We start from the raw sequence: 18,464 nt of genomic DNA, 5'->3' as shown, positions 1-18,464 counted from the left end.
TAAAATCAAAATTCAAGACTATCGATACAAAGTAAAGTGACCTACAAATTCACGATCATCTTTGGTGTTTCTAAGTTTTAAAACATACCAATAATCCCCCATTGGCAGCTCGGTGCCATTGTAATTCCCATCCCAGAATTGTCCGGCACCAAATTCACCTACTATACGACCATAACGGTCATACACTACAAATTTTATATCTGGATAATTTTCTGTCTTTAAGGGTTTCCAGTGGTCATTTGTACCACTTCCATTAGGCGTAAACACCTTTGGAATTTCAATATCAATAAACTCAAAATACTTAGTCGCCGAAACCACACAACCATAACTGTCAGAAAGCGTTACGGTATAATCACCAGATTTATAGTAAATGAATTTATTCTGCGTACTAAATTGTTCTCCATTCAACGTCAATTGATAGATACCAGATCCTCCAGAAACGGTAGCAACAATTTCATTTAATCCTCCAAGTGCTAATGAAATTGATAATGGATCTACTTTATCGACTACAATTCCATCAAATTTTTGAATACAACCGTTGGTGTGTCTTGCCTCAACATAGTGCAATCCTGGTACCACATTTGCAAATATATTACTCGCTTGAAAAGGCGTTAGTCCGTCTATTGTATAGTCAATATCAGAAAGAAAGGTGTTACTAGGATCTACGGTAACTACAACTGTATTTCCAGGTTCGTTATCAACACAATCATATGCAACATTGGCTTTTGGATCTAAATTAATAGCAGGCGGTAAAGCTACTTTCCATTCGGTAGGACAACCCATGCTATCGGCGATATAAACCCTATGATCACCTCCTGTTATTCCGTTGGTAAAGTCAAATTGCGTTTGTCCCAAGGTTCCTTGTGTTGCTGTAGCCATATTTGGGTTGTCCAAATTTACGCTATAAGGAGCAATTCCACCAGAAATATCAATTTTAAATTCACCGTTCTTGTCTCCAACGCAAATTTCCGGAACTATAGAATTGGCCACCGTACTAACATTAATCGGATCAGGTTCGGTAATAGTAACTAAATCATTGATATAGCAACTTTTCTTGTCTTGAGTAACAATCGTATAATCACCCGGTTTGAGATTATTAAATACACCAATGTCAAAAAACTGATCCAATCTAGCCGAAATAGCATATTTAATTGCACTGGTTCCCCCTGATGCATTGATAACTATTTTCCCATCGCCATTACCATTACAAGTAACAGGAGTTACTATAAATGGAGCAATTAAAGGTAAAGCAGGTTGTGCAATAGTAATGGTTGCTGATGTTGTATTACAATCATCACTTATTACTTGCACTTTATAACTTCCCGCAACCAATTGTGTAAAGACCCCTGGTGTTGATTGTACAGCACCTGCTATTGGATTATTTGTGGCATCATCTAGCAATGTATACACATAATTCCCCAAAGCGCCATTTGCTGTGGCTACAATAACACCTGTATTATCTCCACGACAATTGATCACCGCATTAGTAACATCTAATTTGATGGTCAATGGCACCAATGGATCTATTTTGATGCCATTAGAAACAACACTGATACAACCATTCGCATCTCTCACATAAAAACGATACGTTCCAGTTGGTACAGGGAATGTAACGGACGAAACAAAAGAGCCTAATACTACTGCAAAATTAGCAGTCGCACTATAACTGTATAATCCTGTACCTCCAGTTGCCGAAAGCGTAAGACTAGTTTGAGTCGTACAGGTTTGAGTAGACGCTACAACTAAACTTGCTTTTACTATAGTTGGCTCGGTTATCACAACAGTATTCGAAAAATTAGAGCAAGTCCAATCGTCTGAAACTAATACCCTATAGCTTCCGGCCCCCAAATTGGTAAACACATTGCTCAAGTGTGGTCCGTTTTGTATAATGGTTCCGTTAGGCAATGTAGATTCTAATGTAAACCTATAATTTCCTGAACCTCCCGAAAGAGTGGCTAAATCTAATGTTATCGTAGCATCGGTATCCCCGAAGCAACTTAATAACGTTTTATCAGCAGCAATAGTGGCTAAAATAGTAACTGGATTGGTCAAGTTAACGCTTATAGGCGCAATACAACCTTTACTGTCTCTTACATTAACAGTATAATTTCCGACTGTTAAGCCCGTGAAATTCATATCTGTACTCCAAGTTTTGCTTACTGGTCCCACCAATTCAAATTGATAATCCCCTGGCCATCCTCCTACTGCTGTAACCGAAATAGAACCATCATTGTTTCCTGTCACACATGTAATTTGGGTATGAGTTTCGCTTATCACCAATATTTGAACAGGCTGATTGATTGTGAAATTTTTTAATGCAGTAGTACATTGTGGACCCGTAAGACTGGTAAGTGTAGCCGTTACGGAGTACGTACCTGCTATTAAACCTGTGATTAATTCGGGTGTCGCATTCGTACTATTTCCGTTGCGCACAGTCGCTCCGGCAGCATCTTTAATTATATAGCTATAAGGCCCTGATTCATCAACCGGCAATGGGTTTCTGTCAACAAAAGTCAACTCCACACTACCTTCATTAGAACCAAAACAAATCACATCCGATTTATTGACCACTTGCAGGTCGAAGGTATTTGGCTCATTTACATAGTGTATCTTTTGAATAGCGCATCCAGTAATAGGGTTGGTTACTGTAACCATATAATCCCCTACAGTCAATCCAGTGAAAACACCTGTTGAAGTTGGATCCGTAACATCATAGATACTGCCTGCACTTAAACCTTTTACATTATAAATTAAAGTTGGCATTGGCACCATTGCCCCTGTAGTGGTTACATTAACTTTAATTTCCTCGTCGTTAACACAAGTAATTCCTTTGGTTATCGTAATTGCGGTAGCCGCAAAATCAATACTAACAAATGGATCTATAGGTGCAGCTACAACCGTTCCTATACAACCTTTGTCATCATATACATTTACTGTTATAGTCCCACCCGATAAATCAGTTTGGTTATACACATTGTTTTTACCGCTTTGTACAACGACACCTCCTTTTACAAATTCGTAAACAGTGTATGTTCCTGAACCTCCCGACGGAGCATTTACCGTTATACTTGCTAGGTTCATGGTATTGGAAGCTGTCGCTACAGAACAAGCATATTGTACCACTACTGGAGCCGGAACAACGATAGTTGCTGGTTCCACGATAGTTATGGTTTTTGAATCCTGACAACCTCTAGATGACGTTGTAGTTATAGTATAAGTTCCTGCTTCTAAAGTATCAAAAACATTAGAAAGTTGGTTCGGTCTAGCTACAACAACTAAATTCACTGTAGTACCCGTTAAACTGAAATTATAATCTGGATTGTTATTTACTGTTAAAGTCGTAGCATCTAAAGCAACCTTTATAGATCCATCGCTGCTTCCTTTACAACTTACATCAACTTTAGACAAAGCCATACCGGTTACAGCTGTAGGAGCATCAACAGTCACTGCTATTGATTTCACACAAAAAGGTAAAGGAGTTCCTGTATCTCTAACGTTCATGGTGTACGTTCCCGCTGCTAAACCACCAAATACATTAGACGGACCATAAGCTCCTGCGCCTATACTGTACTCATAGTTTGGCAGACCAGAACCATCTGTAGCGGTTACTGTAATTTCGCCATCTTTAACAGCACTACAGCTTCTCACTTTCGAAACAACTCCTTTTAAGGCAAGCGGTTTAACGATAGTAAAAGCAGCAACTACTGTAACGGCACATTTATTTGCATCACGTACCGTAACATCATAAGTCCCCGGAGAAGCAACGGTAAATACGGTACTGGTTTGGAAACTATTCCCATCCAGACTGTATTCTAATGTTCCTACACCAGTTCCTGTCACATTGATGGTATATCCAGCAGGATTAGCACATTGGCTAGCTGGTATAGAAGTAACTGTGGGCATTGGGTCCGTTGTAACTTGGATAGTTTGAACAACTGGGCAACCATTCACATCTTGTACATAGACATCCCATTCGTCAAATAGAGGAGCTATTTGAGTAGTAGCAATTGTTTTTGTATTAGATGAAGTGTAAAGACCTGCTGGTGATGCACCCTTTGGCACAAACGCATACATATAATCAGGAGTGCCTCCTCCTATCGATGTAATAGGCACGGTAACTTGAGCTCCTGTTGTGAAACAGTTTTTGTTTACCACCGTGATTACATTACTAAGGGTTAAAGCTGCAGGCTCAGTAATAATAACAACATTTGAAGTTGCCGGACAACTTGGGAAAGCGGTTTCTATCACTTTCACGGTATAATCATTTCCAGCACCCAATCCTTGAGGAAGTAGTAAAGAACTTGTAATACTACTGTCTCCTGAGCCAGTAAGAGCTGGAACAAGAGAAACTCCTCCTTTAAGAATTTCATAATCATACGTTCCTGAATAACCTGTCACGTTAATTTCAATGGCACCATTGACATCATTTTTACATTTGGCATTAGCTGCTGTAGAAGCAACTACGTTAATTTTATTGAATAATGGAACGTCGTAAGCAATTGAAGTTAAACTACATGTTGTATTGTTGTCAATTACTTCAAATGCATAGTAATGACCTGCCGTTGGAGCATTATAGGTAAATGTATTGTCACCAACAGCTAATGTGTTTGGCAATCCAAAAGCAATTCCGTCTTGATAGACTTGGTAAGTGAACGGATTCGGTGTATTGCTACCGCCAGTTATCACCACATTCATTTCTTGTTTATTGTTGGCAATGGTGCAATCCATGGCGGGACCATTTGTGGCAATCACAGACACTAATTTAGGGAAAGGATTAACAGTGGCGTTTACCGTTTGAATACAACCATTGGTGTCTTTTACAAAATACGTGAACGGCTGTGGTAAGCCCGTATCAACAACACTAAAAGTATATTTTTTGTCAGCAACTGGCTTAGTATTACTTGTAAAATAATTTGTACCATCATTACTGAAACTATAAGTTCCTGTACCCCCTGAGCCTGTAATTTCAACAGCTGTCGCTTGAACTACATTGGCAGAACACGCAAAATTAGGAACAACCGATGCAGCACCAACAATCACGGGATCCGCAATAGTCACATTTACAGTAGCATCACAACCTCTACCCGAAGTAACCGTTACATCATAACTTCCAGGAGCCAATCCTGTGAAAACATTTGAAGGCTGGGCAGCGCGTATAGCAGTTCCTGACAAGGCGTACGTGTAGGACGGATTATTATTACCTGCACTTAATTTAACGGTTATAGTACCATTGTTATTCGTACCATTTGCACTATTACAATCTACAGCCGTTTTAACGATATCAGCAGGAGCTAAAGCTACTGGAGTTGGAGCCACCATCCCAACAGCATTTATAATTGTAAACGAACATCCTTTAGCATCATATACTACAAAAGCATAACTTCCTGGAGCTGTATCAGGAACAGTATAGTTAGCAGTATCAGATCCAATTGGGAATGCTATTGGAGCTGAAACTGGAGCTCCATCTTTAGAGAAAGTATAGGTATAAGAACCATAACCACCAACTGCACTAATTTTGATAGTACCATTAACAATTCCTGTACAGAAAATGTCTTTAGTATTTTGTGTCGTTGCAAAAAGTTGTGATTCTATTTTGGCATTTGTACCTGCAGAAACACATCCAAAAGCATCTTTTACCACCACATCATAACTACCCGGAGATAAATTATTGAAAATATTTGAGGCTTGAAACGTTACTCCATTATCAATGCTATACCCAAAAGGAGCATAGGTAAAAGTTGATGCAGAAGCTGCCGTTACAGTCAAAGTCGAAAGATTGTTGGTAGGGCAAGAAACAACAACCGAAGAAATGGTTGGATTGACAAGAGTAGGGTCTAATAAAGTAAAACTTCCTGAAATTGTACATCCATTGTCATCTTTTACGGAAGTGTTGTAAGTTCCTATTTGCGTAAGACCTGCAAAAACACCTGTAGTATTGGTAACTGTAGAAAAATCCGGCTGAGTTAGCGTATATACATAATTACCCCATCCGCCAGTAGCATTGATGGTTACAGCTCCTTTGGTTTTACAACCCAAAGGCGTAACTGTATTAGGTAGCAAGGCAAAAGGTAGAGTAGGATTCTTGATTATTACTGTTTTCTCATCAAAACATCCAGTAACATTATCCGTAACTCTTACGATATAAGTATTTGCAGCCAATCCTGTTAAACTAATTGTTGCTCCAGTATTAGAATTTGGCAATACTAACGGGAATGCTAACCCATTTACCGTACAACTATACGTTGCAAGTCCGAAACCAGTTACAGCAAAACTTGCCGTTCCCGTAGCCGAAGCATCACAAATGACATCACTTTGCGAAGTAACTTGAAGATTGATTTTAGTAACATCCTTAACCTTGTAACTTACTTGGTCGGTACAACCATTTGCATCCGTTACTTGGAAGAGATAATCACCGGGAATTAAACCAATAAATTTAGGATCTGTTAAATTATTGACAATCATTGGGGAAGGCGCAATGGTCTCGTACTTAAGTGTACCTACGCCATGAGTAAGATCTACAGCAACGATAACATCACTAGTAAGAGCAACACATGTAACCGTTGTTTGGCTAAATGCAGGCTTATTAAAAACTGGTGGATCAAGTTTAAAAATATCTACAGTACCCGACACTTCACAATTGTTACTGTCTTTTACTTTATAAGGAATTCCTAGTTGATCTAAACCAGTATCAAATACGTCAAAAACATTAGCAGTTCCATAAGCACTATTATTAAAACTATATTGATAATTAGGTCCTGTGCCCGTTCCTGCAGTTACAACAAGTTTTACCGTACCTTTTTGTGCTGCATTGTTTGGATCACAGGATAATTTGGTGATCGTTGGAACAACTGCTAAAGCTAAACCAGGTTGACCAACTGTAACTGTCTTACTATACTCACATAAGGTTGTTTTGCTTCTAACGGTAACAGTATATGTTGTCCCATATTTCAACAAATTAAATTGATTTGAATCTTGATACCCATAAGAAACTGGACCTCCGCTCAATTGATATTCAAATGGTCCTACGCCAGAAGTTACATCAACAGAAATACTTCCCGTATTATCACCAAAACATTTTACATCTACAATATGAGTATCAAATACGGTTGGCACTTTTGGGTCTACTTTTATAATCTCTGTAACATTACAAGTACCATCTGTGATCACAAAAGTATAAGTATCCGAAGTGGTTGCCGAATAATCGAAAGTAGTTCCTGTAATTGGCACACTAGAACCAACAGCACCACTACCAATTTTTACGGTATAAGAATATGTACCGGTACCTAGACCGCCTACAACTTCTCCGTGAATGTTGGCATCAGGACTTGCTTTACAATCCAATTGTTTATCAACCTTTAGATTAGGAATAATCTCCTCATTAATAGTATAAGGTGCTTTTACAACACAACCATTGTCGTCTTTTATGAAGAACGTATAATTACCCGAAGCTGTAAGCACAAAGTCCGAAGTTGTTTTGTATGCACCCGCAACCGCAACTGCAGGAAGTCCAGTACCTATAGCATACGTTATAGAAGAGCCCGCAAACACAGTCCCTGAAATTGTTATCGTTTTTGGCATGTCTGCTGGACAAACAGCCGTTACTGGTAGTGCATTTATAACTGGTGCAGCATCATTAATTAAAGTTTCAGAATCCATTTTTATACAATTGTAAGCATCTTTAACCCATATATAATAGGTATTAGCTCCCAAAAGAGTAAAAGTATTCTTAACATTCCAATTTAGATCTCCTACTGCGGGTTGAACATTGACTGTCGTTATTTGATATAAATAAGGTAAAGGAATAATTGTAGCGTCTGTAGGGTCTACAAGAACAACTTTTCCTCCACTTGCGCTAGCTGTAATTATACCCGCAGTTAAATTACAAGTATTAGGCTGTTTAGAAACAGTCGCATCAATCGTCAAATCGAAAGCCGCTTCAGTAATATCAAATGAAGCAGAAGCTTTACTACAACCCGCATGAGTTGCTCCAACATCTTCCTTAACTAAAACAAAATAATTACCAAAAGGTAAAACACCAAAATTATTTACAATCAACGAGCCACTAGCAGGAACTATATCTGATACAGCTGCTCCTACTGCAGCAGCAGTCAATGAATTATATATCTGGTAAATAACTGGTGTTGCAACACCGTATGGATGGTTAATAGTAAAAGTAACATTCCCATTTGCAGCATTTTTACAAGTAATATTATTTGCAATTAATGGATTAACCGTTATTAATGAATTAGTTGGAATTGGAACCGAAGAGGTTTCGTAGTAATAACATCCTGAACCTGTCCCTCCATGGGCTGCATCAGCGTCATATACCATAAAGGTGTAAGTAACACCCGGTATCAAATTAGGGAAAGTCGCTTTTTTACTACCTAGTGGAGCTTCTGGAAGCCAAGTTGGATCTAAAGCATTGTAAAAAACACCAGGTCCCGTATATATTCTAAAATAGAAAGGTCCAGTTCCAGTTATACTACTTAATGCCCCAATTGAAATCGTAGCAGAACCAGAAGTAGAACAATCTGCTGGGGGTGAAATAACACTAATATCTAAATCATCTGGAGGTGAAGCTACCAATACGTTTTGAACTAATTTAGAACAGCCATTAACATCAACCACGTTAATTTGATACAATCCAAAATCAACCACATTAAAAGTGATAGAAGTAGTCCCAGCATTATTTAATTCGACGGCATTATAGCCATTAACACCCGTTACAAAATAATTATACGGTCCTGTACCTCCAGTTCCTCCAAGAGCACTTACACCATCTGTAATTTTATCAATAATGATTGAACCTTTAGATACTCCCAAAGCACCACATGTAATAGGCACTTCATGGTGTTTTACTACAATTGGTGCTGGCTCAGTAATAGTTACGGGTTTCGTATCCGTACACCCTTTAGCATCTGTAACTGTAACTAAATAATACCCAGCTGATAAACCTGATGTTTGAGTGCCAAAATCTTTTACCAACGTTGTATGAGTAGCATCAGTGTATTGTTTTACATTAAATACAAATGGCGCTTGTCCTTTCGTATTATCGATGACAATATCAATAGCAGCAGTAGCTTCACCGTTACAATTGATTTTTTTTAATGGATCTGGTGTGGCACTTGTAATCACGGGATCTACTTTAGCAGTAACTGGAATAGCTACTGTAGTTACAACACTACATCCACTGGCATCTTTAACCCTAAAAATATAATTACCTGGGATTAAAGTTTTATAAACTGATCCTGCAAAAGAAACAAATCCACCGCCATTATCATATTCATAAGCATACGCACCATTACCACCTGCTGCTGTCAATGTTATCTGAGCATCATTAGAAGTAAAAGGAGCAGCAAAAGCACAAGTAATATCCTTATCTAAAATGGCCCCTAATGTTAATTTAGAAGCAACCGTTACCTTATTACTTGGTGCTGTACAACCATTCCCATCTTTTATGGTAATAGTATAATCACCCGCTGTAGTTATGGTAAAAGTATTAGTAGGTACAAAACCGCCGCCATTTAAACTATACGTTGGTGTACCAAATACAGTAGCACCCGGGGTAGCGGTTATAGTGTACGTCCCAGTACCCAAACATTGCCCTACTGCACTAGCGGTAACCGTAGGCGCAGGATCACTTACCGCAGAAACAGTTCCCATAATAGCAGGACAACCGTTTTCATCTTTTACCCAAACATCATAAACCAATCCATCAACACTAGTATCTTTGGTTTGAATGTTACTCGCAAGGTAATTGACCGCTAGAGGAGCATTTCCAGTTTTCATAATAGCATAAGACAAAAGACCTGTTCCGCCAGAAGCAGTTACAGTAATGGTCGAAATTGGTTTAGAACAGAAAACTTTGGTGGCTTTGATACTGGTTATAATTACTGCAGTAGGTTGGGCTACATCTACAAATGTAGTAGCACTACACCCTGTACTAGGATTGGTTACAGTAAGCGTATAAGTCGCAGCTGGAAGACCGGTGAAATTTAATACATTTCCTCCTATTGGAATAGCTGGTACATTAACGACAGCCGCAGTCAAACTATTTGTAAGAACTCCAGTAGCACCTACATAGGTTCCGCCCACGGTAAATTGAATTTTTCCGTCGGATACACCGTTACAACTGGCATCCGCCACTAATGAACCGGATACATTAATTTTGCCCGAAGCCGTAAGGTTATAGGTATCGGTAACCGTACAACCATTACTGTCCGTTACCTTAAAAGTGTAAACTCTAGGGGTTAGATTTGAAAAGGTGTATGGGCTTGCTTGACCTGCAACAGTCGCAGTCGCAACAGCCGGTGCCGTTATTTCATATTTATATTGCGGAGTACCTCCAGATACCGTAAGCTCTACATCGGCATCCAATACACTACAATTAATAGTTCTGTTTTTGGAGAAAGCTATAGCAGTAGGTGGATTTAAAGCTGCTATCGTAACACCACCAGTAACTGTTACAGGGCAATTATTGGCATCTTTAACATCGATTGTTACGTTACCCGCCGAGTTTATAGTAAATGTATTAGAAGTCCCATAAGCCAATCCATTATAACTGTATCTATAAAAATCTGGCCCTGGGAATGGAGTGCCATTTGAAGCCGTAACCGTAATAAGTGCAGCCTGTTGCACATTGCTGGCATTACACTTTAACGGAGTAGTCACTGAAGCAGAAGCCGTCATTTGCGAAGGTGCAACCAATGTTTCTTTTGGAGTTGTAAAAGTACATTTTTTGTCATCTGTAACTCTAAACCAATAATCCCCTGCTGAAGCATTTGGATACGAATTAGAAGTCATAGCAGTAAATGGTCCCGTAGCAGCAACTGTTGAAACCTCATAGGTATAAGGTGCCAATCCTAAACTGGCATTGACTACAATAGAACCGTTATTTCCTCCAAAACAAGTTGGATTCGTTGGAGTTGTAGTTGCTGTTGGCAATACTTTAGCATTTATAGTTCTCGTCACTATGGTTGTACAGCCTTTGGCATCGGTGATTTCAAAGTCATAAGTTGCTGCTGCAGCTCCCGTGGTAGTGGTATGAGTAAACGTTTTTAGTCCTGCTACAAGTGTAGTATACCCCCCTGAAAAAGTTGGTCCAGTTGTACTTACTCTGTATTTATAATCAGGGTAACCGTCATTAATCGTAACTTCAATAATTGCGTTAGGGTTAGTCGCATCACAATCTAAATCTTTATTTAATTTAGTATTTGCCGAAACTGGATTGGCTATAGTTGCCGATAAATCTTTAAAACAACCTGTAACTTTATCCGTTACACGAATGGTATAGCTGCCCGGAGTAAGACTATTAAAAGTACCATCTCCTTTAGGCGTACCGCTATTGATACTGTACTCATAATTTGCAAACGTATTTGGAGAAACGACAAGAGTCGCTTTATCGGCACTGTCATAACAAAAATCGGAAACTCCAATAGCAGCGGTAATCCCTACTACTGGATTTATTGTAAAGTTCTGTGTCACAATACATCCATTCAAATCTTTAACAGTAGCAGTATAATCACCTGCTGCAAGACCCACAAAAGTTTTGGTTCCTTGAGTAACAGCCGTTACTGCAGGCGCAGTTCCCGTAACGGTATAACTGTTACCGCCCCAACCACCAGTTGTGTTGATATCTACATTACTTTTTGTCGCCAAACAAGTAATTGTTGATTTGTCAATTGAATCTATAGTTAATGCATCTGTTGGTTCAGATACAGTAACCTTTGCTGTTCTAACACAACCCGTTTTTTTGTCCGTAACACTAATGGTATAATCTCCTGCTGATAAATTAGTCAGTGTAATTTTTGGAGTGTTTACAGCACCAGAAGATGCCCCTCCATTTATGGTATAAGAATAAGTGGTGGCAAAGTCAGAAACTGAATATTCTACAGAACCCGTTGCAGAGCCTTTACATTTGACATTATTGATCAACTTTCCTGTAACCACAATTGGAGGGTCAGGTATCAGATTATAAACCTCTGTGTACGTACAGTTGTTTTTATCCGTTATTTGAAATTTGTAAGCTCCTTCTGGGACTCCCGAATATTGTCCATCCGAATTGGGCTGGGTCAAAAAGATGTATAGTAGGGAACCAACTGCAATAGATGCCGGAACACCAATTATTTGAAATTTTACTGGTGTTTGACCACCAGCTCCAGATGGTAAATTAACATTGAATGCGGAAGTATTGTCACTACAGTTAAAAGTTTTATAGGTAAAATCTAAATCCGTTGGACCATTTAAAGCATCAATAGTTAACGCAGGCGTTGTGGTAAAAGAACATCCTTTTGTGTCCGTAATAGTTACGGTATAATTCCCCGGAACACTTAAATTTTTAAAAACATCGGCTCCGACACCTGATTGTGGCCCTGCAACAGCAACAGCTCCTCGATAAAGCGTATAGTTGTATCCGCCTGCATTTCCTCCTGAAACAGCTGAAACCGTAATTTCTCCTGGACCATCACAGGTATAAGGTGTGGTTATTTTTGCCGTTCCAGTGATAAAAGCTGGTGCTGTTAAAGTAACTGTTATGCTTTTTGTACACTTATTGCTGTCTTTTACATAATAGGTGTATGCTACTCCAGCACTTAATGAGCTATAAAATGAGGTACTATTATAAGTAATCCCGTCTGTGCTGTAAGTAAATCCACCTGATCCTCCTCCTGGATTCAATTGTATGCTTCCATCCGAAAAACCATTACATTTTGGGTTTACATTATCAGTAGCTAAAGTAATAGCAACCAATGAATTAATTGTAGCCTCACTGGTAGTTAAACAATTATTGGCATCCTTAATTTGAAATTTATAAGTATCTGCAACCGCTGTAGTATAGGTAAAAGTAGTTGCATTTCCAACGGGTTGTACCAAAGTACCCGGTCCCACTCCAGAAAGAAGCGTAACCACAAATGGTGCTTTACCTCCAGAAACTGTTCCAGTAATGACAGCTCGATTGGCTGGTGCAGCATCACAGTCTAAAGCAGTTGTTACAGCAGCACCTGCCGTCAATTTATCATTAATAACTTGATCAGCCGTTGTTACTTTACAACCATAACTATCCGTAACTTCAAAAGCATACGTACCGGTAACGGTAGTATTATAAGTAAATTTGGCTGGGAATGGTGGGCCATCAAAAGTGGCGCTGGCGCCACTTGGCGTACCTCCATTCAATATTGATTTATAGGTATAAGGCCCTACTCCTCCTATTACATTTACAGTGATATTGGCACCCGTGGTAGGGTCAAAACACAAATTAGAGGTAGGATCTATAGTCGCAGTTGGGGCTGCAGGTTGTGCAATTGTTATAGTAGGGTCTGTGGTTGGTTTACAACCATTGGCATCCCTAACCACAATAGTATACGTTCCTGGAGCAACATTATTTAAAATTAAAGTAGAAGGAAAATTGGTTACAGTAAGAGGAGCCACGGTATTTACCAACTGAATAGTATAAGCACCCGTTCCTCCCATTGTACCTGTCGCATCTACCGTAGCGCCACCATTTGGAAGACAAGTAGCTACCGTTGGAGTCGTTTTTACCACTATAGGCGCAGGAGCATTAATGGTTTGTTGCGTTAACGTCAATGTACAAGCACCCGCCGCATTATAACGCACTTGCGACACATAAGCCCCTGATCCTAAGTCGATAAGAGTTACTGGCGAAGTGGTAGAAGTAAGCCAAGTGATACCATCTTTAGAATACTCAAAACCAGTAGTAGTATTAAAATTTTGAGCTGCTATAATAATTTTTCCATCACTCAATCCTGCGCAACTCATGTCGGAAGTTCCCGTAACAGAAGCCGCAAAAGCTTGGTTGCTGGCCACTACTATTTTAAAGTCTTTTTGGGTAACACAGGCTTTGGGAAGCTGATAGACTTGAATGTCATCTACAGCAAAATCAATCCCATCAATACCTGGATTATCTAATTTTAATACAAAATCTAAAGTAGTATTGTTTCCTGGATTTATAGTTCTGTTAAATTCAACCCAACCATTTGTTTTAGGAATCCCTCCAGTAGAGCTTGATGACAAAGCCGTTCCTGAGCTCGTTTGTACTTCAACTGTTAAAGAGGCATTTGGTTGTGTATTTCCTACTTTTAATAAATTTGTGGCAAAAAATTTAACTTGTATCGGTTGGTTTGGGATAACATCCTTGATTTGTTTTCGGTACAACACTGCGCCCGCTGGTATAGCGACCCCTGCATCAACAGCCATATACCTACCGGTTGCACTACCGGTCGTATGGTCTACCGGATTATTCCAGCCAGGCCATGGGCTATTCTTTAGAGTATTAGTAACCGTATATTCTCCGTTATTTAAAGTTCCGTTTTTATCACAAGTCAAAAAGTTTTGCCTCTCCCAGCAAAAAGCAGGATTAATACCCGGTGAAGAAATTTCTGAACCTGTACCAAAATCTTCATTCAGCAAATTACTGAACGTGGTAACACTTTTTAATACATACCCCACATTTACGGTATGCGCCCCAGACGGAACCCCGACAAAAACATTAGCAGGCACGTTACCATTAGCCGTCCCATCCAGCGAATAGGTATAATCATACACCGCACTGGCTGGATTAGTAACCGTTATCGTGCTACTTGCCGTCCCATTACAATTGAAAGCAGGCGATGAAACGTCAATTGTAGGATCTACCGGCTTGGGATCGATGGTAATGTTTGGCATAGGAAATATACACCCATTAGCATCTTTGATATAAACAGTGTAAATACCCACAGGCATATAATAATCATTCGTAGGGACCCACGTATTCTGATTATCGAAACTATACAAATATGGATTTGGCCCTGCAAATGGTGTCCCGCCTTGAGGGTTGGTAATGCGGATTTTTCCGTCGTCTTTAGGAAATTGTACTGTACCTGGACCACATCCCGCCAGTTCAGATACTCCCGCAGATGCCGTTAAAGCAGCAACTGGTTCCGTTATCGTTATTTTTTGCGGTGTATCTAAACAATCTGTACCGCTCATCGAATATTTTAGCATTACATAATAATCACCGGCTGCAAGATTCGAAAGGGTCGCGTTTGCAGGACTTGCATACGTATAGGTTATTCCATTATCAATACTAATACCATAAGATAAGGTATAGCCATACTCATTGGTTACATTAAATTTGATTTCGCCCGATTTAGTTCCGTAACATTGGATATCGTTTTTTGAAACGGTGTACTCCGGTTTTGGAATATTACTTACCGTAATTGCCGTTTTAGCTTTACAGCCGTTATAATCAATCACTTCAACATTATAAATTCCAGCGGCTGGCAATGGATTCTTAACTACAATTTCAGGTACAGATTGGTTGGCAGAAGCACTATTCACATTATAAACATACGGTGAAGTTCCTCCAACTGGGCTTATTGTAACTTCTCCATCTGTACATGTAAATGGTTTTGTAAGCGAAGACGTAGCTTTCAGTAAGTCCGGCATAATTAATTGTACATCTACAGAACCCGTACAGCCATCATCAGTAGTTACCTCAATTTTATAGGTGATTGGAGACAAAGGGGTAGTGGTACCACCGTCTAAATTTCCAAATGTATACGTATCATCATTTGTAAGTACAGACTTCTGATCAAAAACACCATCTTTATATAACGTATAAATATATTGTCCTCTAACACCATTCGCCGCTACTTTGATTGAACCTTTATCTCCAAAACAAAGTGGTTGCACAATTTTAGTTGCAGCAACTTTTAAAACCTTATCCAGAATTTTAATATCTTCTACTTTAAAAACACACCCTTTAACAACCCCTGTTTGTCTAATATAAGCAGTGTATGTACCTGCTGCAACAACAGGAAAAGAAGGATTAGGAAATTCATTGCTGGCTTGATAGGTTGTACCGTCCAGACTAAATTCATATCCATTACCAACACCCCCCACAATAATCTTGGCTGGGGTATTGCAATAGTTATCGGAAGAAGTAGCTGTTGGTTTTAATAAATTCTGGAAAACATTAAAATAAAACCGGACGAAACATCCTCCAGAATAAGTAAGAGTTATCCTGAATTGCCCTGAAGTATCGACCAAATAATCGGGACCAGTTCCCATTTCTGTCCAAGTGCAAGCGCCACTTTCGTTGGCACATAGTGTGGTGTTAGTTGCCGCAGGACAAGTAGCACTTTCATTCAATTTTTCCCAAACAATGGTCGAACCATCCGAAACACCCGTCTTAATTAATCGAGTATCATTGGCACCACACAAAAAGATATTGTGCAATTTTTTTCCACCACTGGTACAAATTACCTCTTGATCTACAAAAAGCAACAATGGATTCGGAGTTGTAGCCCCAAAAAGACTTACATTAAACACCTGATCTATCGATAAGCAAGGAGCAACGGCGGTATTGTGCACATAATACGTACCTGCTGTAGTTGCGGTAAATGTTTGCCCTGTTCCAATTACTGGGGAACCAGTAGGACTGGAAGACCACGAATAAGTATTGTATCCATTAGCGGCTTTTAAAACAAGACCTGTCCCACACAAAACCATATCTTTGCTATACTTACAATCATCCATTCCCACTAAAAAGTTTGTGGCTTTTGGAGTTAGCAAACATCCTGAATTGGCATTAACACTAGGATCGTCAGATATTGTAAATAAAGGATTCAAAGTCCCTTTATAAGTTGCATAAGCAGAATTATCAATACTATTGGAACACGCATCACTCAACATGTTGCAATCAGGAACCACTTGTACTTTGAAACGAATTTCAAAAGTAGCATCCCCTTCCTCAACAACTCTATTCTCAATTTCAAAAACAATCTCTCTTGTAGTCGCATTGTAACTTTTAACTGTAACTCCATCGGGTAATGGACTCATATCCGAGGGATAATTAAAAATTGTATTTATTGGCAAAACATCTCGAATAGTTAAAGAAGTCGCATCATCATTGCCTGAATTTGTAACACCGATAACATAATAAAGTTCGTCCCCACGTGTCACATTCTTATTCCCGATATCTTTCCCTGCTTTATCTTGAACGACCTTGGTAAGTACAATTTTAGGTTCAATGATTTCAACCGAAAACGCATTAAAATAAAAGTAATAAAGATCCCAATCACTATCCAAATGGATTGTAGCTGAAGTAGCGCCATTCGCAATTACAGTATTACCTGAATTGGGAACCTCTATAATCCCTGCATCAAATCCTAAAGTATTCGAACTATTTGGATTTCTTGTTGTAAAGAGTTCCGGTGTTTTCGTTACGGGATTGATATAAGAAACTGAGCTATTAAAAAAATTGTCACTAGGTCGGATTGTTTTATTTGCACTATTAGTTGCGTCAATGATTGTTCCATTAATTGATAAATAATCACCATCATAAGGTTTATCACCCTCTAATGCACTAAATGCATATTTTGCGCGAACAGGACCCGTAGGAATTGTTTTAAATCCGGAAACATTAATGTCCTGAGAATTTCCACTACTGACAAACGTAAAACCATCAAAAGATGTAATGTTTTTACTGGTCATTGTCGGATCTTCGTATACAATGTAAAGAGACCAACCTGCAGAAAGACCTGTACCTCCATTAGTCCCTATTGCTGTCGATACATCCGCAACTGTGTATGTCCCATTTGGATTTGTCGAATTTAAATAAGAGGTTACATCGACGTAACAGGCATAGGAACCTGCGCCTGTAGTATTATCACAAGTCACCGGTATAGGTTTGGGTTTGGGGCCTAATTTGGCATATTCGTTCTGCATTCCGACCGCACCAGGCTCATCAGATGGTTCAAAAATATTTTTTTGTCCAGTTCCTTTACCCGTTTTAGAATAAATTTTAGTTCCCGTTAATACTTCATACGTCGTCGCTCCAGGTACTTTAAATTTTATCGATGTAATAGGGGCAGTACCATTTCTTACAGCTCCCCAATACAATCCAGCATATTTAATTTTATAGCATTTGGTAGTACCTGTAGTTGGAACAGTTAAATCAGCACTACTGGAATTAAACGTATTTGAATCTCCATCAATATCCACATTTATCAAGCCTGGGCAATCGATATCACCATTAGCATTATCAACATTATCATATGCTGCTGTAGGATCAACACTAAGTAAGTTATTCCCTATCAAAAGCATATCGCCTTTAATAGTGGTATTGTATCTAACGTTAAAGGGGACTAGATTTTGCCCAAATGAGTAAAAACTAAATAAAAACAAAAAAGCAACAAAAGAAAATTTCGAAAAAGTAGGTTTTTTCATGTATATAATATTTAGGAATTTCCTTTTACTCTATTCTTTGGGGCAAAAGAATAGAGTAAAAGGAAACCATTTTTTAATTAAATTTTAAATGCTGCTAAAATTCTATCATTAGAAAACTAAAAAGCAGCATTTTATTTTGTTATATTTTTTTATTATCGCAATTAATTATAAAAAACTCACAGTTTGTCTGTTTATACTACAAAACATAAGTTAAAAGGCTAAAAATATACTTTTTATAA

General features: G+C 38.8%; 1 protein-coding gene. It reads right to left on the bottom strand.

Going from position 1 to position 18,464, the window contains the following annotated elements; translation table 11 throughout:
* Nucleotides 1-18: 18 nt before the first annotated feature.
* The gene (locus DB891_RS01900) at nucleotides 19-18,225 is read right to left on the bottom strand and encodes a T9SS type B sorting domain-containing protein (protein ID WP_116760007.1); all 18,207 of its coding nucleotides are present in this window, start codon (nucleotides 18,223-18,225) and stop codon (nucleotides 19-21) included.
* Nucleotides 18,226-18,464 lie beyond the last annotated feature (239 nt).

The sequence above is a fragment of the Flavobacterium laiguense genome (assembly GCF_003097655.1).
Classification (GTDB): Bacteria; Bacteroidota; Bacteroidia; order Flavobacteriales; family Flavobacteriaceae; genus Flavobacterium; species Flavobacterium laiguense.
The sequence above is the reverse complement of the archived record's forward strand: the minus strand, read 5'-3'. Positions and strand labels throughout refer to the sequence as shown.